At 70.5% G+C, this 19,110-nt stretch carries 18 protein-coding genes; 12 read left to right on the forward strand and 6 right to left on the reverse strand.

The features are described 5' to 3' along the window. Positions 1 to 31 precede the first annotated feature (31 nt). Positions 32 to 1,492, forward strand: coding sequence for a menaquinone biosynthesis decarboxylase (locus tag HCA58_RS17665; protein WP_169598947.1), 1,461 nt, complete (start codon positions 32 to 34; stop codon positions 1,490 to 1,492). After that, positions 1,492 to 2,409 carry a menaquinone biosynthesis prenyltransferase MqnP gene (gene mqnP / locus HCA58_RS17670; RefSeq protein ID WP_169598948.1) on the forward strand — a complete coding sequence of 306 codons (918 nt, stop codon included), beginning with the start codon at positions 1,492 to 1,494 and terminating at the stop codon, positions 2,407 to 2,409. The genes HCA58_RS17665 and mqnP overlap by 1 nt, the downstream gene beginning before the upstream one ends. A gap of 15 nt (positions 2,410 to 2,424) precedes the next feature. Here the strand turns inward: mqnP and HCA58_RS17675 are convergent, their stop codons facing one another. Next, positions 2,425 to 3,369 carry a terpene synthase gene (locus HCA58_RS17675; protein ID WP_169598949.1) on the reverse strand — a complete coding sequence of 315 codons (945 nt, stop codon included), beginning with the start codon at positions 3,367 to 3,369 and terminating at the stop codon, positions 2,425 to 2,427. A 209-nt stretch (positions 3,370 to 3,578) separates the two neighbouring features. Here HCA58_RS17675 and HCA58_RS17680 point away from each other — a divergent pair, with 209 nt between their 5' ends. Continuing rightward, on the forward strand, positions 3,579 to 4,208 hold the full coding sequence (locus HCA58_RS17680; RefSeq protein ID WP_169598950.1) for a UbiX family flavin prenyltransferase: 630 nt from the start codon (positions 3,579 to 3,581) through the stop codon (positions 4,206 to 4,208). A gap of 28 nt (positions 4,209 to 4,236) precedes the next feature. Here the strand turns inward: HCA58_RS17680 and HCA58_RS17685 are convergent, their stop codons facing one another. Beyond that, entirely contained in the window at positions 4,237 to 4,506 is a 270-nt protein-coding gene (locus tag HCA58_RS17685) for a BldC family transcriptional regulator (protein ID WP_169598951.1), read from the reverse strand. Positions 4,507 to 4,774: 268 nt separating this feature from the next. On the opposite strand from HCA58_RS17685, the gene HCA58_RS17690 reads away from it, so the two are divergent. Beyond that, entirely contained in the window at positions 4,775 to 5,233 is a 459-nt protein-coding gene (locus HCA58_RS17690; RefSeq protein ID WP_169598952.1) for an Lrp/AsnC family transcriptional regulator, read from the forward strand. A gap of 38 nt (positions 5,234 to 5,271) precedes the next feature. Beyond that, positions 5,272 to 6,363: a PLP-dependent cysteine synthase family protein gene (locus HCA58_RS17695; RefSeq protein WP_169598953.1), complete on the forward strand. Its 1,092-nt coding sequence runs from the start codon at positions 5,272 to 5,274 to the stop codon at positions 6,361 to 6,363. 3 nt (positions 6,364 to 6,366) lie between these two features. Here the strand turns inward: HCA58_RS17695 and HCA58_RS17700 are convergent, their stop codons facing one another. From HCA58_RS17700 to HCA58_RS17715, 4 genes are all read right to left on the reverse strand, one after another. Continuing rightward, positions 6,367 to 6,996 carry a putative glycolipid-binding domain-containing protein gene (locus tag HCA58_RS17700; protein ID WP_169598954.1) on the reverse strand — a complete coding sequence of 210 codons (630 nt, stop codon included), beginning with the start codon at positions 6,994 to 6,996 and terminating at the stop codon, positions 6,367 to 6,369. Between the two features lie 66 nt (positions 6,997 to 7,062). Continuing rightward, positions 7,063 to 8,508 carry a DEAD/DEAH box helicase gene (locus HCA58_RS17705; protein WP_169598955.1) on the reverse strand — a complete coding sequence of 482 codons (1,446 nt, stop codon included), beginning with the start codon at positions 8,506 to 8,508 and terminating at the stop codon, positions 7,063 to 7,065. Positions 8,509 to 8,680: 172 nt separating this feature from the next. Continuing rightward, the gene (locus HCA58_RS17710; RefSeq protein ID WP_169598956.1) at positions 8,681 to 8,923 is read right to left on the reverse strand and encodes a hypothetical protein; all 243 of its coding nucleotides are present in this window, start codon (positions 8,921 to 8,923) and stop codon (positions 8,681 to 8,683) included. Positions 8,924 to 10,054: 1,131 nt separating this feature from the next. Next, positions 10,055 to 11,668, reverse strand: a complete 1,614-nt coding sequence (locus HCA58_RS17715) for a C40 family peptidase (RefSeq protein WP_169598957.1) — start codon at positions 11,666 to 11,668, stop codon at positions 10,055 to 10,057. A gap of 249 nt (positions 11,669 to 11,917) precedes the next feature. Between HCA58_RS17715 and mqnE the strand changes: the two genes are divergently transcribed. From mqnE to HCA58_RS17750, 7 genes are all read left to right on the forward strand, one after another. Beyond that, a complete protein-coding gene (mqnE, locus tag HCA58_RS17720; RefSeq protein ID WP_169598958.1) occupies positions 11,918 to 13,087 on the forward strand; it encodes an aminofutalosine synthase MqnE in 1,170 nt (389 codons plus the stop codon). A 24-nt stretch (positions 13,088 to 13,111) separates the two neighbouring features. Beyond that, positions 13,112 to 13,534 (forward strand): hypothetical protein, encoded by a 423-nt coding sequence (locus HCA58_RS17725; protein WP_169598959.1) that lies wholly within the window; start codon positions 13,112 to 13,114, stop codon positions 13,532 to 13,534. Positions 13,535 to 13,570: 36 nt separating this feature from the next. Next, positions 13,571 to 13,861 carry a DUF4229 domain-containing protein gene (locus HCA58_RS17730; RefSeq protein WP_169598960.1) on the forward strand — a complete coding sequence of 97 codons (291 nt, stop codon included), beginning with the start codon at positions 13,571 to 13,573 and terminating at the stop codon, positions 13,859 to 13,861. A 160-nt stretch (positions 13,862 to 14,021) separates the two neighbouring features. Continuing rightward, complete coding sequence (locus HCA58_RS17735; protein ID WP_169598961.1) at positions 14,022 to 15,902, forward strand: M14 family zinc carboxypeptidase; 1,881 nt, start codon at positions 14,022 to 14,024, stop codon at positions 15,900 to 15,902. A 340-nt stretch (positions 15,903 to 16,242) separates the two neighbouring features. Then, positions 16,243 to 17,178 (forward strand): ABC transporter substrate-binding protein, encoded by a 936-nt coding sequence (locus HCA58_RS17740; RefSeq protein ID WP_169598962.1) that lies wholly within the window; start codon positions 16,243 to 16,245, stop codon positions 17,176 to 17,178. Between the two features lie 39 nt (positions 17,179 to 17,217). Continuing rightward, the gene (locus HCA58_RS17745; protein WP_169599029.1) at positions 17,218 to 18,309 is read left to right on the forward strand and encodes an iron ABC transporter permease; all 1,092 of its coding nucleotides are present in this window, start codon (positions 17,218 to 17,220) and stop codon (positions 18,307 to 18,309) included. After that, complete coding sequence (locus HCA58_RS17750) at positions 18,306 to 19,103, forward strand: ABC transporter ATP-binding protein (RefSeq protein WP_169598963.1); 798 nt, start codon at positions 18,306 to 18,308, stop codon at positions 19,101 to 19,103. The genes HCA58_RS17745 and HCA58_RS17750 overlap by 4 nt, the downstream gene beginning before the upstream one ends. Positions 19,104 to 19,110 lie beyond the last annotated feature (7 nt).

The raw sequence follows: 19,110 nt of genomic DNA on the forward strand, positions 1-19,110 counted from the left end.
GCCCGCCGGGCGGTGCGGGAGACTTGCTGGCATGGCGGCTCGTGGCTTCCCGTACACCGATCTGAAGGACTTCCTCGCGGCGCTGGAACGCGCGGGTGAACTGCGGCGCGTCAGCGTCCCGGTCGACCCGACGCTGGAGATCAGCGAGATCGTCACCCGGACGGTCCGGGCCGACGGGCCGGCGCTGCTGTTCGAGCAGCCCACCCGGGGTGAGATGCCGCTCGCGATCAACCTGTTCGGCACCGAGAAGCGCACCGCGATGGCGCTCGGCGTCGAGTCGCTGGACGAGATCGGCAACCGGATCGGCGAGATGCTCAAGCCGGAGCTGCCGGTGGGCTTCTCCGGCATGATGGGCGGCCTGGGCAAGGTCATGCAGCTCACGTCGATGCCGCCGAAGAAGGTCAGGACCGCCCCCTGTCAGCAGGTGGTCTACCGGGGTGACGACGTCGACCTGAACCGGCTGCCCGGGCTCCAGGTATGGCCCGGCGACGGCGGGATCTTCCACAACTTCGGGCTGACCCACACCAAACATCCCGAGACCGGCAAGCGGAACCTGGGCCTCTACCGACTCCAGCAGCACAGCCACAACACCCTCGGCATGCACTGGCAGATCCACAAGAACTCCACCGCACACCACGCCGTCGCCGAGCGACTCGGCCAACGGCTGCCGGTCGCCGTCGCCATCGGGTGCGACCCGGTGGTCACCTACGCGTCGAGCGCCCCGCTCCCCGCCGACATCGACGAGTACCTCTTCGCTGGCTTCCTGCGCGGCGAACGGGTGGAGATGGTCGACTGCCTGACCGTGCCGTTGCAGGTGCCGGCGCACGCCCAGATGGTGCTGGAGGGCTACCTGGAGCCCGGCGAGCGGCTGCCGGAGGGCCCCTTCGGCGACCACACCGGCTTCTACACCCCGGTCGAACCGTTCCCGGTGCTGCACATCGAGACGATGACCATGCAACGCGACCCGGTCTACCACTCGATCGTCACCTCGAAGCCACCGCAGGAGGACCACGGTCTCGGCAAGGCCACCGAGCGGATCTTCGCGCCGCTGCTGCGGTTCCTGATCCCGGACATCGTCGACTACGACCTGCCGGCCGCCGGTGTCTTCCACAACTGCGCGATCGTGTCGATCCGCAAGCGCTACCCGAAGCACGCCCAGAAGGTGATGAACGCGATCTGGGGCGCGCACATGATGTCGCTGACCAAGCTGATCGTGGTCGTCGACGAGGACTGCGACGTGCACGACTACCGCGAGGTCGCCTTCCGCGCGTTCGGCAACGTCGACTACGCCCGGGACCTGCTGCTCACCGAAGGCCCCGTCGATCATCTGGACCACTCGTCTTACCAGCAGTTCTGGGGCGGTAAGGCCGGAATCGACGCCACCCGCAAGCTGCCCGAGGAGGGCTACCACCGGGGCTGGCCCGAGGAGATGACCATGGCTCCCGAGGTGGTTTCCCTCGTCGAGAAGCGTTGGAAGGAGTACGGCATCTGATGGCGAACACCGCCGCCGTGCAGCCCGCCGAGCGTCCCGGGCGCGTGAAGTCCTTCCTCAGACTCGTGGCGATCGAGCACTCGGTGTTCGCGCTGCCGTTCGCGTACCTGTCGGCGTTGACCGCGATGCAGGTCAACGGGGGGCGGGTCCGCTGGCTGGATCTGCTGCTGATCACGGTGGCGATGGTGGGGGCACGTACCTTCGCCATGGCGGCCAACCGGATCCTGGACCGGCGGATCGATGCGCGGAACCCGCGAACCGCCAATCGGGAGCTGGTGACCGGGGCGGTGAGCCTGCGGACGGCCTGGACCGGCGCGGGCGTCGCCCTGGTGGTGTTCCTCGCCGCCGCCGCCCTGCTCAACCCGCTCTGCCTGGCGCTCGCACCGCTGGCAGTGGTCCCCCTGGTGGTCTACCCGTACGGCAAACGGTTCACCAACTGGCCGCACGCCATCCTGGCCGCCGCCCAGATGGTCGGCCCGGTCGGCGCCTGGCTGGCAGTGACCGGCACCTTCGCGGGCTCCGGACCGGCCTGGTTGCTGGGTGCGGCCGTCGGGCTGTGGATCGGCGGATTCGACCTGATCTACGCCTGCCAGGACGCCGAAGTCGATCGGAAGATCGGCGTGCACAGCGTGCCGGCCCGCTACGGGCTGCGTTTCGCCCTGCACGCCTCCACCGTCGCGCACGTGATCACCTTCGTGCTGTTCGGCTGGTTCGGGATGCTCGTCGGCTTCGGTTCGCTCTGGTGGATCGGGTTGGCTCTCACCGCCGCCGCCTTCGGCTACCAGCACCTGGTGGTGACACCCACTGACCTGAGCCGGGTCAACCGGGCGTTCTTCACCGCCAACGGCTTCGTCGGCATCGCGCTGTTCGCTTTCGCCCTGCTCGACCTGATTGTCCGGCTCGGCCTACGGGCCTGACCAACCGTCAGCCCATCACCTGCCCGGCACGGCGTAGCGGGCGCTCTCCATGGTCCAGTCGATGGTGCCGCGAACAGCTCGGGCCACCCCGTCGAGGTGGGCGGCGACAGCCGGGTCCAGTGCCGGACCGAACGAGGGCATCGCGGCGCGCAGGACGACGAAGCGGTGCATCGAGGCGTACCAGCGTTGCGCCGCCAACTCCACGGCGGCGGACACCGGCACGCGGTGCGCCGCAGCCAACGCCAGCACCAGGTTGTGCCCGCCGGAGGTGGCCGCGTCCCGGTCCAGCGAGGCGATGTCGTTGTACCAGGACAGTAGATCGTTACCGATGTCGCGGAGCTGGCCCAGCCGTGGATGATGGTAGACCGGGTCCGGCAGCGGTCGGCCGTCGACGAACTCCACCAGCGGATACGACACGTACGCGGCCGAGGTGGCCCGCCGCAGCTCGACGTACTCCTCGGCGTCGGGTAGGTGCCCGGTCGCCTTGTTGACCGCCTCCCGCCAGGTGCCGTCGAGGTGGTGGGCGACCGCGTCGGCGAAACGCCGCCGCCAGCGGGCCGGCATCCGGCGGCGCGGCTCCCGCCAGGCACCGACCAGCAGCCGGCGGAGCGGACCGAACTGCCCCGGAAGCCGCAGCCCGACACCGCCGCCCAACAGGGTGGCGACACTGTCTCGCAGGGCGCGAATATCGTGCAGGCTGGCCCGGTCGGGCCCGTCGCACGCGTCGTCGACCAGGAAGAACCAGGTGAACAGTGCGGTCAGGACGCGCAGGTCGGCTTCGGTGGCGTCGGGGTACAACCGCCCCGCGTAACGGGCGAAACCGGCACGCCCCAGCCGTTCCCGCGTCGACGGTTCCAACGGCAACTCGGACACCAGCCAAGCCTGGACGTCGTCAGCGTACGGAGACAGCTGCGGCGCGAACGGGCAGGCGGCACGCAGGGACGACAGAAGGTCGTACACGGAATTGGCCGACGACGAGATGGTCCCACATCCTTCCGGTCGGCCCCACGATGCTCTAGTCCCGCGCAGCATGCCAGCTGCCGGTGCGCTCCGCAGACCCGTCGGGCATCGGCGGCGTATCGGTTCAGGCTGCGGCGATCATGGGCACCTCGGACACGCCTGCAGGGGGTACCCGATCGCCGGCGGCGGTGACCAGGCAGGCTGAAGGCATGCGCGAACCATGGGTGGTCGGGGTGTCCGGGGCATCCGGCACGCCGTACGCGGCGGCAGTCGTACGCGGGTTGCTCGACGCCGGGGAGTCAGTGGATCTGATCGTCTCCCGGGCCGCCCGGCTGACCGTCCTCGACGAGACCGGACGGCCCTTCCGGGACGCGCACTGGGCCGAGGACCTGGCCGCCTGGCTGGGGCACGACGTCGCCGGAGCGGACCTGCGCCACTGGCCCGCCGGTGACCTCGCCGCCGGACCGAGCAGCGGTTCCTACCCGGTACGAGGAATGGTCGTGGTGCCGGCCAGCACGGCCGCCTGCGCCGGCATCGCCATCGGCCTGTCCAAGGACCTGTTGCAGCGGGCCGCCGAAGTGAACCTCAAGGAACGCCGCCGAGTCGTCATGGTGCCCCGGGAGACGCCGGTGACCCGTAGCCACCTGGAACACCTGATCGCGTTGCACGACGCCGGTGCGGTCGTACTGCCGGCCAGCCCCGGCTTCTACGGTGCGGGTGCCGCCGCCTCCGCCGCACAGTTGGTGGACTTCGTGGCGGGAAAGGTGCTCGACGCCCTCGACGTGCCGCACACCCTGTTCAGGCGGTGGTCCGGCAAGTTGAACGCGGACCGGACCTGACGGCCGGCCCGCGTCCCGACCCGCAATCTCAGTACATGCCGGCGTTTGCCGGGCCGGCAGTGCCGGTGGAAGCGGTCGGGCCCGCATTACGCGGTCTACCCATCTCGTCCGCCTCGTCCAGCATGCCTTCCCCTTCAAGCAGGGCCCGCACCTCGGATTCCCGAAACCGGCGATGCCCTCCTGGAGTCCGGATGCTCCCGATCCGACCCGCCGCCGCCCATCGCGTCACGGTTTTCGGGTCCACCCGAAACAACGCGGCGACTTCACCCGGTGTCAGCAGGCGATCTCCAGTGTCCACAGCCCCCTCCTCGCGTCGACGAAGCCCCCGGCTGAACACACTGCCCCCGGCCGGTGCGAGCCCAGAGCCGTCATGAGGGACGTATGGCAATTACAGCACCAGCGACCAGGCGTGTCCGCCAAACGCGAAAAACGCACGGAGTGGGAAGTTAGTAAATGGTACCGGCGTCGCGCCCCCCGAACCCTTGGTATGCGAACTGTCACTTGCTGCCGAAACAATCGGATACCGAAGTCCGGGTGTCGCGCCGCGCCGACTAGGGTCACAGTCCGTGGACGCCATCGACCTCAACCTCGTGGATCTGCTCCGCGGCAACGCCCGCCTGTCGTACGCCGAGCTGGCCCGCCAGGTCGGCCTCTCCGCTCCGGCGGTGCACGAGAGGGTCGGGAAGTTGGAGTCCGGCGGCGTGATCCGGGCATACCGGGCGGAGGTCGAGCCGGAAACCATCGGTTTGGGCGTGACCGCCCTGATCGGCATCGTGGAGGACTCCGAGGCGGACACCGACGACGTGCTGGAAGCATTCCGGGCCATGCCCGAGATCGAATCCTGCTACTTCATGGCCGGCGTCGAGTCCTTCCTACTCAAGGCCCGGGTGGGCACCATCGCCGAACTGGAACAGCTGATCGTACGGCTGAACCGGACACCCGGGGTCGCCTCCACCCGCACCGGCATCGCGCTGTCGACCAAGTGGGAGAACCGCCCACAACCGGTCGCCCCGTCGACGGGCTGAACCCCGACGCCGCAGGTCGGCTTGCTAGGTTTCCCGGCGTGACTCATCTCGACCGGTGCGACGAAACCAGCCGACGGTGGGTGACCGAGGCGATCGCGGCAGTGGAGGCGGACGCGAACCGGTCCGCCGACACCCACCTGCTGCCGTTCCCGCTGCCCCGGCACTGGGGGATCGACCTCTATCTCAAGGACGAGTCGGTGCATCCGACCGGCTCGCTGAAGCACCGGTTGGCCCGTTCGCTGTTCCTGTACGGACTCTGCAACGGCTGGATCGGGCCGGACACCACGATCGTCGAGGCGTCGTCCGGTTCCACGGCGGTTTCCGAGGCGTACTTCGCCCGGATGCTCGGGTTGCCCTTCATCGCGGTGATGCCGGCCAGCACCTCGCCGGAGAAGATCACCCAGATCGAGTTCCAGGGCGGACGCTGCCATCTGGTCCAGGACCCGTCGAAGGTGGTCATCGAGGCGCGTTGGCTCGCCGAGGACTCCGGCGGGCACTACATGGACCAGTTCACCTACGCCGAACGGGCCACGGACTGGCGGGGAAACAACAACATCGCCGAGTCGATCTACGCGCAGCTCGCCCTGGAACGGCATCCGACACCGACCTGGATCGTGGTCGGTGCCGGAACCGGCGGCACCAGCGCCACCATCGGCCGGTACGTCCGCTACCGGCGGCTGCCCACCAAGCTCTGCGTGGTCGATCCGGAGAACTCCGCGTTCTACCCCGCGTGGCAGGCAGCCGACTGGTCGGTGCGCACCGGTCGGGGTTCCCGGATCGAGGGCATCGGCCGCCCGACCGTCGAAGCGTCGTTCCTGCCCTCGGTGGTGGACCGCATGGTGCAGGTACCCGACGCGGCCTCCCTGGCCGCGATGCGGTCCGCCTCGGCGGTACTGGGTCGGCGGGTGGGCGGCTCCACCGGTACCAACCTGTGGGGTGCCTTCGGCCTGATCGCCGGACTCCTCGCCGCCGGTCGGGCCGGCTCGGTGGTCACCCTCATCTGCGATGCGGGTGACCGGTACGCCGACACCTACTACGCCGACGACTGGGTGACCGCCCAGGGTCTCGACCTGGCGCCGTACCTGGCCACCATCGACCGGTTCCTCACCGACGGTTCCTGGCCGGCCTGACCGTCAGCGGGAGGTGGCGCGTTCGGCCAACCCCGGGTATCGCAACACGTAGCCCCCCGGGTCGACCTCGACCTCGGCGCCGAAACCGCCGCTGGCGTACCGGAAGCGGCTCGGGCCCAGCCCGGTGTACACCTGCTCGGTGGCAAGCACGACCAGGCTGGGCACAAGCACCCAGGCCACGCTTATCGTGTACGCGGTGTCGGGCGGCGCAGTGTTCAGACCGAGCCGCCGCAGCGGCAGCGTGTTGAACAACGGTGAGCCGCCCAGGTCCACGTCGAGCGCGTCGGCCAGCCGATCCGGGTCCTCCACGCCGGGCAGCCCGGCCGGGGTGTGCCCGGCAGCGGCCAACACCGCGTCGAGGTCACCCTGCTCGGCGGCGGTCACCCGCCACCGCTGAGTGGCCCGTTCGAGCCGTACACTGCGCCGCCACCCGGCCCCCTCGACCTCGACCTCAAGGCGGACACTCGCCCAGTCGGCGTCGGTGGTCACCTGGTAGCGGCACGTGTAGGGCACCGGATCGACAGCCAGCTGGGTGCCCTGCGCCGCCAGACCGTGACCGTCGTCGACCAGGGCGTGCTCGGCACCGTCGGTGTCCGTGCGGGTCCACAGCAGCGACTTCGACGTGGTGGGCATGATCCGGACGTTACGCCACCCGGCGGAGCCGGGCAGCGTATGCGCCGAGGATCAGCACCGCGAGCGTCAGTAGCTGCGAGCCCGCGGACGGCCACCCGTACCGCGTCGGTCCTCTCGTGGCCTGTCGTGCGTGCCCCAGCCTTCCGACCGACCGCCCCGGTCACCGCCGAAGCGGCGCTCACCGCCCGGCCGGTCGCCGAAGCGACGGGGAGCGCCGGGCCGGCTGCCACGCCGGGGCGGCTGCTCCGGCTCATCACGTACCGGCACGCCGCTCGGCTCCCGCGCCCCGGTCAGCTCAGCCAGCACAGGGTCACCGAGGCGCACCCGGGACTGGGCCGGCTCCACACCGGCCTTCTCCAGCATCGCCAGCGTGGTGCGGCGCTGCTTCGGCAGCACCAGGGTGGCCACCGCGCCGGCCTCACCGGCCCGTGCGGTGCGGCCCGCGCGGTGCAGGTAGTCCTTCGGATCCTTCGGCGGGTCGACGTGCAGCACCAGCGACACCCCGTCGACGTGGATGCCCCGGGCAGCGACGTCCGTGGCGACCAGGACGTTCGTCCGCCCCTCACGGAACTCCGCGAGCGTGCGGGTACGCATCCGTTGGGTCTTGCCGCCGTGCAGTCCGCCGGCACGTACGCCCACGGCTGCGAGCTGCGTCACCAGCCGATCCACCCCCAACTGGGTACGGGCGAACACGATGGTCCGGCCCGCACGCGCGGCGATCGACGCGGTGACCGGGAACTTCTCCTGCGGCGGAATGAGCAGCAGGTGATGGTCCATCGTGGAGACGGCCGCGGTCGGCGGTGCGGTCGAGTGGGTGACCGGGTCGGTCATGAACCGTCGCACCAGCGCGTCGACGTCGCCGTCCAGAGTGGCCGAGAAGAGCAGTCGCTGTGTGTCCGACGGGGTCTTCGCCAACAGGTCGGTGACCTCGGGCAGGAAGCCCATGTCGGCCATCTGGTCGGCCTCGTCGAGCACGGTGATCTCGACGTCGTCGAGCTGGCAGACGCCCCGGTCGATCAGGTCGGCGAGCCGCCCCGGGGTGGCCACCACCACCTCGACGCCGCGCCGCAGGGCGTCGATCTGCCGGTCGTACGGCACACCACCGACGGCGGTCCTGAGGAACACGCCGACGGCCTTACCCAGCGGCAGCAGTGCGTCGTTGACCTGCATGGCCAGTTCCCTGGTGGGCACCAGGACGAGTGCCCTGGGATGCCAGGGCCGGGCCCGCTCACCGGCGGCCATCCGGGCCAGCAGCGGCAGTCCGAACGCGAGGGTCTTGCCGGAGCCGGTCTGTCCGCGGCCCAGCACATCGCGCCCGGCGAGCGCGTCCGGCACGGTGGCCTGTTGGATCTCGAACGGAGTGGTGATGCCCTGCCGGTCCAGCGCCCGGACCAGTTGCCGAGGAAGGCCGAGTGAGTCGAAGGTGACCGGAGTGGTCGTCCCGGCCGGTTGCGCTTCGGCGGGGAGGTCGGGGGAGAACGGGGGTACGCCGAGTTCAGCGGAGGTGGTCAAGAAATGCCTTTCGAGCGGGGCGCATCTTCGCGATGTCCCGCTGCGACCGTGGTCGCCGGATCTTCCGCAAGATCGCCCATGGGCGCGTGTCACGCGCCGGGTCAGTGATCGCCGTCAAGTGTACGGCGGATGGCGCCCGCCCACCCGCACCGTGACCGGGTAGTGGGCGGACTCACCAATGATCGGCGAGCCGCGGGCCGTCGGCCGGGCCACCGCTCGTGCCCGCCAACGCGTCGTTCGCGAACAGCACCACGAGGACGCTGACCGCCACCAGCAGCCCCAGCGCGACAGCCATCAGGACCACGACCCGCATTGTGCCGCGTGACCTCTCGGCCGCCGTGTCCGCCCAGCCCTGCGCCAGGATGTGTCCGGTCAGCGAGCCGGAGGTCTCCTGGTCTCCGGCGGGAAAGGCCACGGTCGCCGCACTGTCCGACCCGGCGTAGTACGCACTCAGTCCGGAGCCGCCGGGCCGTTGCGCCGGCGCCGGCCCGGTCGGGCGGTGCGTCTGTTCCGGTCCGGCCGGCCGGTGCGTACGCTCCGTAGCCGTGTGGGGCTGGACGCGTGGCGTCGAACCGGCGGTGGCCGACCCGCCCGACGCTCCGGGTGCGGGGTCGTTCCGGCGTCCGCCGGGGTTCGTCGGCGGCGGCCAGACGGGCAGGGACGGTGCCGGCACGACGGGAGCCGTGTCGGCACCGGCAGGGCCGGCGGGCGAGATGGGCGGGGACGCGGCGGCGGCAGGCGTGCGCTGTGTGACGTCGACGGCTGGCGACGCGGCCCGGGCGACGCCGGCTGTCGCCGGTGCGACCCTGGCGGCGCCGACGACGGCCGGTGGGGGTGGGAACGGCGGCGCTGGCATCGGGCCCGGTGGCGGCGGCGGTGCCGGTACGGGTGGACCGGCAGGCGGCGTGGGTGGGTCCGGGGGTGCGGGACGCGGGTCGGACGGCGGGACGGGGGCCGGTCCCGGCGGGTACGGGCCGGGTGGCGGCGGTGCCGGGGCCGGTGGGACCGGCGCGGGGGCCGGGGGCCGAGGTATAGGTTCCGGCGCGGGCGGCGTTGGTGGTGCGGCCGGCTCGGGTGGCTCGACCGGCTCCGGCTCGACGGGCTTGTTCGGCTCCGGTTGGGCGGGCTTGTTCGGCTCCGGTTGGGCGGGCGCGGAGCGGTAGACACCCGAGGTCGTGCCGCCACCTCCGGCGGAGTGCGCCTCGTCCACGCTCACGGGGCTGAGGTTGGGTACCCGCACACTTGCCCGCGCTGGTCCGGCTTCGGCCGGAGCAGGGGCCGGACCCACCGCCGGAACGTCTTGCTGCGTCATCGTCGCCTCCGCGCCAGGCCCGCACCCGGACCCGTGATGTCGGGCCGGGAGTGCCTGATTGACACCGTGCCACATCTCACCCGTGCGGCACACCCGGAGAGCCTGCCGCCTCGTGGGTGTCGTCGCCGTCCTGGTAGTTCATACATCGGCCTGCCCCGGTCAGGGGCGAGGTCGTGGTGTTCTCAGCCTCTGGGCGCGTCTCCTGCGAACGTCAGACGGAGGTGACGCCGCAGGTCAGCGTCCGCCGACCGGGGACGGGCTGGCAGCGGCGCCTGTCTGTGGTGCCGTGCTGCTCGCTGCCGCCGTCGTCGGGCCGGCCGTGGACGGCGCGACGCTGCTGGCCCCGACGGTCGGCGAGGTCGTCCTGGCCGCCGAGGTGGTGGCCGACGGGGAGGTGGTCGCTGACGGGGAGGTGGTCGCTGACGGGGAGGTGGTCGCTGACGGGGAGGTGGTCCGCGATGGACTCGCCGACGGTGTGGTGGAGCCCGACGGGGCTACCGACGCCGTCGGTGTGCCCGTCGGGCTCGGTGACGGCGACGTGCTGCCAGACGGAGTGGTCGAGGGATTCGGCGTCCTCGACGGCGTCGGTGTCGGCGTCGGCTTGGGGGTCGCTGGCTGCGACGGGGTGGGGGCGGACGTCGGTGCCGGCACAGCGCCCACCACCCGAGTCGCGGCGTAGAGCCGGGACCAGCGCACCGTGGAGATCTTCACCACATCACCTGTGGTCGGCGCGTGGATCATCTTGCCGCCGCCGACGTACATGCCGACGTGGTGAATGCTCTGCCAGTTACTTCCGGAAGCGAAGAAGAGCAGATCGCCGGGGAGAAGAGCGGTGCGGGGAACCGTCCGTGAACTGGTTGCCGCGTACTGGTCGCGGGAGACCCGTGGCAGTTGCCGGTAACCCGCCGACCGGTACGCCGCCCACATCAGGCCCGAGCAGTCGAACGAATGCGGCCCCTCGGCCGCCCAGACGTACGGGTCGCCGAGTTGCTTGCGGGCGTACTCGACAGCGGCCTTCGCCGTGGCGTGGGCGACCAGCCCGTCTGCGGACTGGTCGACATAGTCGGCACCGAGCTGCTGCTCGGCGGCCTCCTGCTGGCGGACCAGGGCGACCAGCTGCGCCGAGTTCTCGTCGCGCAGCCTGACCAGTTCCGCCTCGGCGTCACGCAGCGCCTGCCGGGTCGCGGTGTACTGCTGCTGGATGCCCTGGAAGCGGGACTGTGCCGCGGTGTACGCCTGCGTCGCCACCTGCTCGACGAGCCGGGTGCGGGCCAGCTCCCCGTTGGCCGGTCCGGTGTCGTGATCGGCCTTCTCACCACGGTTGACCCGACTGAGCAGATCCAGGTCGCGCAGGTCGGTGGCGAAGCCGCCCGGTGGCAGGGCCGCCGCGGCTTTGATCGCCTCGGCGGCGGCCTGGTCGGCACGCTGCTGCGCCTGCTGAACCGCGCCCCGGGCGAACTCCACGTCCCGTTCGGCGGTGAGGAACTGGGCCTGCACCTCGTTGCGCTGCTGCTCCAGCTCCAGTAGTCGGGTGCCCAACTCGGCGACCCGGGCTTCGGCGGCGTTGATCCGGGTTTCCAGGTCGCTGGCGCCCGGGGTGCCGAACGCCGGGAGCGTCAGCCCCGAGGTGTCGTTGGCGGGCATGCCGGGTAGTTGGAGAGGGGCACTGGTCGTGGGGCGGGAGCCGGTGTCGGGGACGGTGACCGGGATGCCGGGCTCGGCATAGGCCGGAGCCGCGAGGACCGCGCTGGCGACCGCGGTGAGCAGGGCGGACCAGAGCGTCGGGCGTAGCACCGGTGAGACCACCGGAGCCGGTCGCCGCTGCCGTCCGCCCACACTGTCGATCATTGCGCTCCCCGTCCGGCGTTGCTCGGCCGCGCTCGGTCGGCGCGGCGTTTCGGGACGCTACCAGTGTGTGTGTCGTGTCCCATTCCGTCTTACCCCACCTGGTGCACCGGTGTCGATGTCCGGCCGGGTAACGGGAGGCTGAGAGTCTGTTGCCGACGACCACGGTGTGGGTTGCCGCAACGACCGACGTAGGCTCGGGTGGCGACCGCGCTCCGGTCGCGACCGCAGGTGGAAGGGGACGGGCTTTCGATGGACGCCGGACTCAAGCGCGAGCTCGAAGCGAAGGTGTACGCGGGGGAGCGGTTGACCCGTGAGGACGGGGTGGCCCTCTACGCCAGCGACGACCTGACCTGGTTGGGGCGGCTCGCCCACCACAGGCGCACCGAGATGAACGGCGACCGGGTGATGTTCAACGTCAACCGGCACCTGAACCTGACGAACGTGTGCAGTGCGAGCTGCGCGTACTGCTCTTTCCAACGCAAGCCGGGCGAGAAGGATGCGTACACCATGCGCATCGACGAGGCGGTGCGCAAGGCCAAGGAGATGGAGGACGAGCAGCTCACCGAGTTGCACATCGTCAACGGCCTGCACCCGACACTGCCCTGGCGCTACTACCCCAAGGTGCTGCGGGAGCTGAAAGCCGCACTGCCGAACGTCAAGCTGAAGGCGTTCACCGCCACCGAGGTGCAGTGGTTCGAAAAGATCAGCGGGCTCGGTGCCAGCGAGATCCTCGACGAGTTGATGGACGCCGGTCTGGAGTCGCTCACCGGTGGCGGTGCGGAGATCTTCGACTGGGAGGTCCGTCAGCACATCGTCGACCACGCCTGCCACTGGGAGGACTGGTCGCGGATTCACCGGCTGGCGCACAGCAAGGGCATGAAGACGCCGTCGACGATGCTCTACGGCCACATCGAGCAGCCCCGGCACCGGGTCGACCACGTCCTACGGCTCCGCGAGTTGCAGGACGAGACCGGCGGCTTCCTCGTCTTCATCCCGCTGCGGTACCAGCACGACTTCGTCGACTCTGCGGACGGCAAGATCCGTAACCGGATCCAGGCCCGCACGACGATGGCCTCGCCGGCCGAGTCGCTGAAGACGTTCGCCGTGTCCCGCCTCCTGCTGGACAATGTGCCGCACGTCAAGTGCTTCTGGGTGATGCACGGCCTGTCGGTGGCCCAGCTCTCGCTGAACTTCGGTGTGGACGACCTGGACGGCTCGGTCGTGGAATACAAGATCACCCACGACGCCGACTCGTACGGCACACCCAACACCATGCACCGCGACGACCTGCTGCACCTCATCTGGGACGCCGGGTTCCGCCCGGTCGAGCGCAACACCCGCTACGAGATGGTCCGCGAGTACGATGCCCCTCTGGCACTGGCCGAGCGCCGGGCCGAGCCGCAACAGGTCTGGGCCTGACCCGACGCGTACCCTGGCACGACGATGACCGAGCAGCAGAGTGCGTTCCCCCGTCGCGATGCCGAGGGGCGGATCCGGACCTTGAGCGACCTGCTGGGGGTCGGCCTGGCCGGGGTGGTCATCGGGCTGCTGGTGCTGGTGCTCTTCGACGTGGCCTTCGCGTGGCTCGGAGTCGGGGAGTTCGGTCAGGCCAACGGTTGGCTCGCCGTGATCCTGCCGGCCTGGCTGTTCTGGGAGGACTTCCGGGCCTGGGAGTTCGGTGCCCCCCGGGTGGTGGCCGCCCTGGTGGCGGTCGCGACGGCGGTGGTCTCCGGGCTACTGGTGGCCGGTGTGGCGACGGTGCTGCCGCCGCTGCTCTCCGGCGTGCTCGCCGCGACCACCTTCACCGTGGTGTACGCGATGATCTGGTTCCCCGGTGTGCGCTGGCTGGACAACCGGACCAGCTGAACAGGGTGACGACATGAGCGAGTGGAGCGAACGAACGTGAGTGCGGCGGTCAAGTACACGCTCGGCCGGATCGGTCTGTTCGTGGTCGTGGTGGCGGCCCTCTGGCCGGTCGACATGGACATCTTCCTCAAACTGATCCTGGCGCTGTTGTTCTCCGCTGCTGTTTCCTTCTTCCTGCTCAAAGGCTGGCGTGACGAGATGGCCGAGGAGATGGCCGCCGCCGCCGAGCGTCGCCGGGTGGAGAAGGAGCGCCTGCGGTCCGCGCTGGCCGGTGACGATCAGTCCGACAGCGCGCCGGACGACCGTCCCGCCGACGAGAAGAGCTGAGCGGGCGGCGTCCACGCCGGACCGGTCGCGCGACCATGTCGCCGACAGGAGGATCCGGCTGGGATGGACCAAACAACAATCAATGTTGATATGACCATGTGACCGGTGGTGGGCTGTCCGCTACCGAGCGGGTGAAACCCGCACCTCCAGGAGGTTGTCCATGGACTTCCGTTCCATCCCCGTCCGCCGGGCACTGGCGCTCATCATCGCCGCCGGGCTGGGTCTGCTCACCATCGCCGCGCCACCGGTGTCCGCCGAGCCGGCACCCGACCGGGAAACCCAACCGGCTGCCGTGCCCTACCGGGTGCTCGGCCCGAAAACCCTCGCCGATCGCGACGCGGTCGCCCGCACGGGCGCCGCCATCGACTACTCCGAGCACGGTGTGCTGCACGTATCGGCCACCCGGGCCGAGGCTGCCGCCATCACCAAGCTCGGCTTCGGACTCGAGGCGATCGCCGCGCTACCCACCGACCGGGGGCAGGCCACCAGCGACGTCGGCCTCCTCGGCTTCCCGGCGGCGGACGCCAACTACCACGACTACCCGGAGATGATCGCGGCGGTCAACAAGGTGGTCGCCGACCACCCGACGATCGCCCGGAAGGTCAGCATCGGCACCTCGTACGAGGGACGCGACCTGGTCGCGGTGAAGATCTCCGACAACGTCGCTACCGACGAGAACGAGCCGGAGATCCTGTTCAACTCCCAGCAGCACGCCCGCGAGCACCTGACCGTCGAGATGGCGATCTACCTACTCAACCTTTTCACCGACAACTACGGCTCCGACTCCCGCGTCACCAGTCTGGTCAACGGCCGGGAGATCTGGGTGGTGCCCTCGGTCAACCCGGACGGCAGCGAGTACGACATCGCCACCGGCTCCTACCGGTCGTGGCGCAAGAACCGCCAACCCAACAGCGGCTCGTCCTACGTCGGCACCGACCTGAACCGGAACTGGAGCTACAACTGGGGTTGCTGCGGCGGCTCGTCCGGCTCCACCTCCTCGGACACCTACCGGGGTCCGTCGGCGTTCTCCGCTCCCGAGACGCAGGCGCTGCGGAACTTCGTCAACAGCCGTGTCGTCGGCGGGGTGCAGCAGATCAAGGCGAACATCGACTTCCATACCTACTCCGAGCTGGTGCTCTGGCCGTTCGGCTACACGTACAACAACACCGCCCCGGGGATGACCAGCGACCAGTACAACACCTTCGCCACCATCGGTCAGCAGATGGCGGCGACCAACGGCTACACCCCCCAGCAGTCAAGCGACCTGTACGTCACCGACGGCAGCAGCATCGACTGGATGTGGGCGGAGCACGGCATCTGGGCGTACACCTTCGAGCTGTATCCGGGCTCGGCCTCCGGCGGTGGGTTCTACCCGCCCGACGAGGTGATCCCCGCACAGACCTCGCGCAACCGGGAGGCGGTGCTGCTGCTGTCCGAGTACGCCGACTGCCCGTACCGGGCGATCGGTAAGCAGGCGCAGTACTGCGGCAGCGGTGGCGGGGGGACCACGGTCTGGTCGGACACGTTCGAGACCGCGACCGGCTGGACGACGAACCCCAACGGCACCGACACCGCGACCACCGGCCAGTGGGAGCGGGGTGCCGCGCAGGCCACCAGCTTCAGCGGAGACAAGCAACTCACCCCGTACGCGGGCAGCAACGACCTGGTGACCGGCCGGCTCGCCGGCAGCGGCGCGGGTGACCACGACATCGACGGTGGTGTCACCAGCGCCCGCTCGCCGGCGGTCACCCTGCCCTCGACCGGCACGTTGACCCTGTCGCTGGCGTGGTATCTGGCACACGCCTCGAACTCGTCGTCGGCGGACTACTTCCGGGTCAGCGTGGTACACAACGGCGGTACCACTGCACTGCTCACCCAGACCGGCGCGGCCAGCAACCGCAACGGTGCCTGGACGGTGTCGAACCTCAACCTCACCCCGTACGCCGGACAGTCGGTCCGGATCCTGGTGGAGGCGGCGGACGCCTCGACCGCCAGCCTCGTCGAGGCGGCTGTGGACAACGTCACCATCACCTCCTCCTGAATCGGAGGGGGCCCCGCAACCCCTCGCGCGGGGCCCCCTCCCAGGGACCAAAACGGCCAAAAGGGTTGTTGTCCCGCAGCGCGCAGGCCGGCTTCCACCAGCCAGGCCGCCTGCGCAGCGGACCCGGGACGGTGGTGCGCTACGGTCGTACCGACCCGTTCCCAGCGAAGCCGGTGAGACACCGGCGCTGTCCCGCAACTGAGATGCCCCGAAACGGGGACGAGCCAGGTCGCCTGGGGCGCGGTCGCGAACCGCGCTCTCGAGGAAGGGCGCCTCGCGGACGGGTGCCCCAGGTCCCCTGTCGGCGAAGCACCGCACTCCTCGACCGACAGGAGGACCGATGTTCAGACACACCCCCCGGGTCTTTGCCGCCAGCCTCGCGGTGGCCGCCCTGACGCTCGGCGCCTGCGCCGAGACGACCACCGAGACACCCGCCGGTGGCGGTAGCCCGAGCGCCGCCACCTTCCCCGTGACCGTCGGCGAGCTCACCCTTGAGCAGCGCCCCGAGAAGATCGTCTCGCTGTCGCCGACCGGCACCGAGATGCTCTTCGCGATCGGTGCCGGATCGCAGGTCACCGCAGTCGACGACCAGTCCAACCATCCGGTCGACGCGCCGAAGACCGACCTTTCCGGCTACCAGCCGAACGCGGAGGCGGTCGCCGCGAAGAACCCCGACCTGGTGGTGCTCGCCAACGACACCAACAAGATCGTCGAGCAGCTCACCGCGCTCAAGATCCCGGTTTACCAGGCTCCCGCCGCGCAAACCCTCGACGACTCGTACCGGCAGCTCACCGAGCTGGGCACGCTCACCGGCAACACCGACGCGGCGGCCGACGTGGTGCAGCGGATGAAGGACGACATCACGAAAATCGCGGCCGAGGTGCCGCAGCGGGCCGAGGCACCGACCTACTTCCATGAGCTGGGCCCGGAGCTGTACACCGCCACCAGCAAGACCTTCATCGGTTCGATCTACAGCCTGGCCGGGCTGGAGAACATCGCCGACGCGGCGGACGCCGACGGCAAGAACGGCGGCTACCCGCAGCTGTCCCAGGAAGTGATCATCGACGCCGACCCGGACTTCATCTTCCTCGGCGACGTGCGGCAGGCCGGTCAGACCGCCGACAAGGTCAAGGCCCGGAGCGGCTGGGCGTCGCTCAGCGCGGTGCAGAACGACCAGGTCGTGGAACTCGACGACGACATCGCCTCCCGGTGGGGACCGCGGGTGGTGGACCTGCTGCGGGCCATCGTGGACGCCACCGCCAAGGCCTCCGAGTGACGCTGACCGTCGAGCGCTGAACGGATCGTGCACGACGTGCTGAAGCGTGCCCGATTCGGCACGCCGGTCGGGGCGGTCACCCCACCCCGGCCGGCGGGCCTGCGGAAACGCTGGCTCGCCGCCGGGGCGCTCGCGGTGCTCGTCGCGCTGGTGGCCGGGGTCTCGCTCGGCCCGGTCAGCCTGCCGCCCGGCAGCGTCGCGATCGAACTGCTCAACCTGCTGCCCGGGGTACGCCTGGACAGCGGGCTGACCGAGCGGGAGATCGCCATCGTCACCGAGCTGCGGCTGCCGCGGACGGTGCTGGGTCTGCTGGTCGGCGGGTTGCTCGCCCTGGCCGGCGGCGCCTACCAAGGGGTGTTCCGTAACCCGCTGGCCGACCCGTACCTGCTCGGCGTCGCGGCCGGGGCCGGGCTGGCGGTCACCGTGATGCTGACCCTGGGGGTCGGAGCGGGCGGAACGTTGAGCGGCCTGCCGGCCACCATCCCGCTGGCCGCCTTCGTCGGCTCCCTCGGTGCGGTGGCGATGACCTACCTGCTCGGCTCCGCCGGTGGCCGCAGCCGCTCCCCAGCGACCCTGATCCTGGCCGGGGTGGCCGTCTCCGCGTTCCTCAGCGCCGGTCAGACGTACCTGCTGCAACGACACGCGGAGAGCATCCAGCAGGTGTACTCCTGGCTGCTCGGGCGGCTGGCCACCGCCGGCTGGCAGGACGTCCGGCTGGTGCTGCCGTACTTCCTGCTGACCAGTGTGGTCATCCTGCTGCACCGGCGGGAGCTGGACGTGCTGTCGGTGGGCGACGACGAGGCGACCAGCCTCGGCCTGCACCCGCAGCGGTCCCGCTACCTGCTGATCGCCGCCGCCTCGCTGGGCACCGCCGCCGCCGTCTCCGCCTCCGGCCTGATCGGCTTCGTCGGCATCATCGTGCCGCACACCATCCGCATGCTGGCCGGCGCGAGCTACCGGGTGATCCTGCCGCTGTCGCTGCTGTTCGGTGGGGCCTTCCTGGCACTGACCGACGTGGTGGCACGGACCGCCGCCGCGCCGCAGGAGATCCCGATCGGGGTGGTCACCGCGCTGCTGGGTGGCCCGTTCTTCGTGGTGGTGCTGCGCTCGGCCAGGCGGGTGCTGACATGACCGGCTCGCCGGCCGCGCCCGCCGTCGAACTGCGGGACCTGCGGATAAGTCTGGACGGTACGTCGATCCTCGCGGGCGTCGACCTGACCGTCGCCGCCGGCGAGTGGGTCACGGTGATCGGTCCCAACGGCGCGGGCAAGTCGACACTGCTGCGCGCCGTCGGCGGCCTGCTCCCCGCGCCGGACGCCGTCCGGCTCTTCGGTACGCCGATAGGTGGACTGCCTCGCCGGGAACGGGCCCGGGTGGTGGCGACGGTCGCGCAGTCGCCGGTCGTACCGCCCGGCATGGCGGTGCTGGACTACGTGCTGCTCGGCCGTACCCCGTACATCCCGCCGCTGGGTCGGGAGTCCGCCGCCGACCTGGCCGTGGTGCACGCGGTGCTCGACCGGCTCGACCTCGCCGGCTTCCGAGCACGGGAGTTGGCCACCCTCTCCGGCGGCGAGCGTCAGCGGGTCTTCCTGGCTCGGGCGCTGGCCCAGGGCGCCACCCTGCTGCTGCTCGACGAGCCCACCAGCGCTCTCGACATCGGCCACCAGCAGGAGGTGCTCGAACTCGTCGACCAGCTCCGTCGGACGCACGGGCTGACGGTGCTGGCCACCATGCACGACCTGTCCATCGCCGGCGAGTACGCCGACCGCATGGTGCTCCTCGCCGCCGGTCGGGTGGTCGCGGTCGGCAGCCCCCGGGAGGTGCTCACCGACCGGCTGCTCGCCGAGCACTACCGGGCCAGCGTCCGCGTCGTCGACGGTGAGCACGGCCCGCTCGTGGTGCCGGTACGCCCCAGGCGACAGTAGTCCGCCC

Origin of the sequence: Micromonospora sp. HNM0581 (genome assembly GCF_012726175.1) — a bacterium.
In the GTDB taxonomy this organism is placed as follows: Bacteria; Actinomycetota; Actinomycetes; order Mycobacteriales; family Micromonosporaceae; genus Micromonospora.

Coding starts and splice junctions, on each gene's coding strand:
- mqnE (WP_169598958.1), top strand. CDS start 11,918: ATGGACGCCGGACTCAAGCGCGAGCTCGAAGCGAAGGTGTACGCGGGG.
- HCA58_RS17735 (WP_169598961.1), top strand. CDS start 14,022: ATGGACTTCCGTTCCATCCCCGTCCGCCGGGCACTGGCGCTCATCATC.
- HCA58_RS17725 (WP_169598959.1), top strand. CDS start 13,112: ATGACCGAGCAGCAGAGTGCGTTCCCCCGTCGCGATGCCGAGGGGCGG.
- HCA58_RS17740 (WP_169598962.1), top strand. CDS start 16,243: ATGTTCAGACACACCCCCCGGGTCTTTGCCGCCAGCCTCGCGGTGGCC.
- HCA58_RS17700 (WP_169598954.1), bottom strand. CDS start 6,996: ATGCCCACCACGTCGAAGTCGCTGCTGTGGACCCGCACGGACACCGAC.
- mqnP (WP_169598948.1), top strand. CDS start 1,492: ATGGCGAACACCGCCGCCGTGCAGCCCGCCGAGCGTCCCGGGCGCGTG.
- HCA58_RS17715 (WP_169598957.1), bottom strand. CDS start 11,668: ATGATCGACAGTGTGGGCGGACGGCAGCGGCGACCGGCTCCGGTGGTC.
- HCA58_RS17680 (WP_169598950.1), top strand. CDS start 3,579: ATGCGCGAACCATGGGTGGTCGGGGTGTCCGGGGCATCCGGCACGCCG.
- HCA58_RS17750 (WP_169598963.1), top strand. CDS start 18,306: ATGACCGGCTCGCCGGCCGCGCCCGCCGTCGAACTGCGGGACCTGCGG.
- HCA58_RS17665 (WP_169598947.1), top strand. CDS start 32: ATGGCGGCTCGTGGCTTCCCGTACACCGATCTGAAGGACTTCCTCGCG.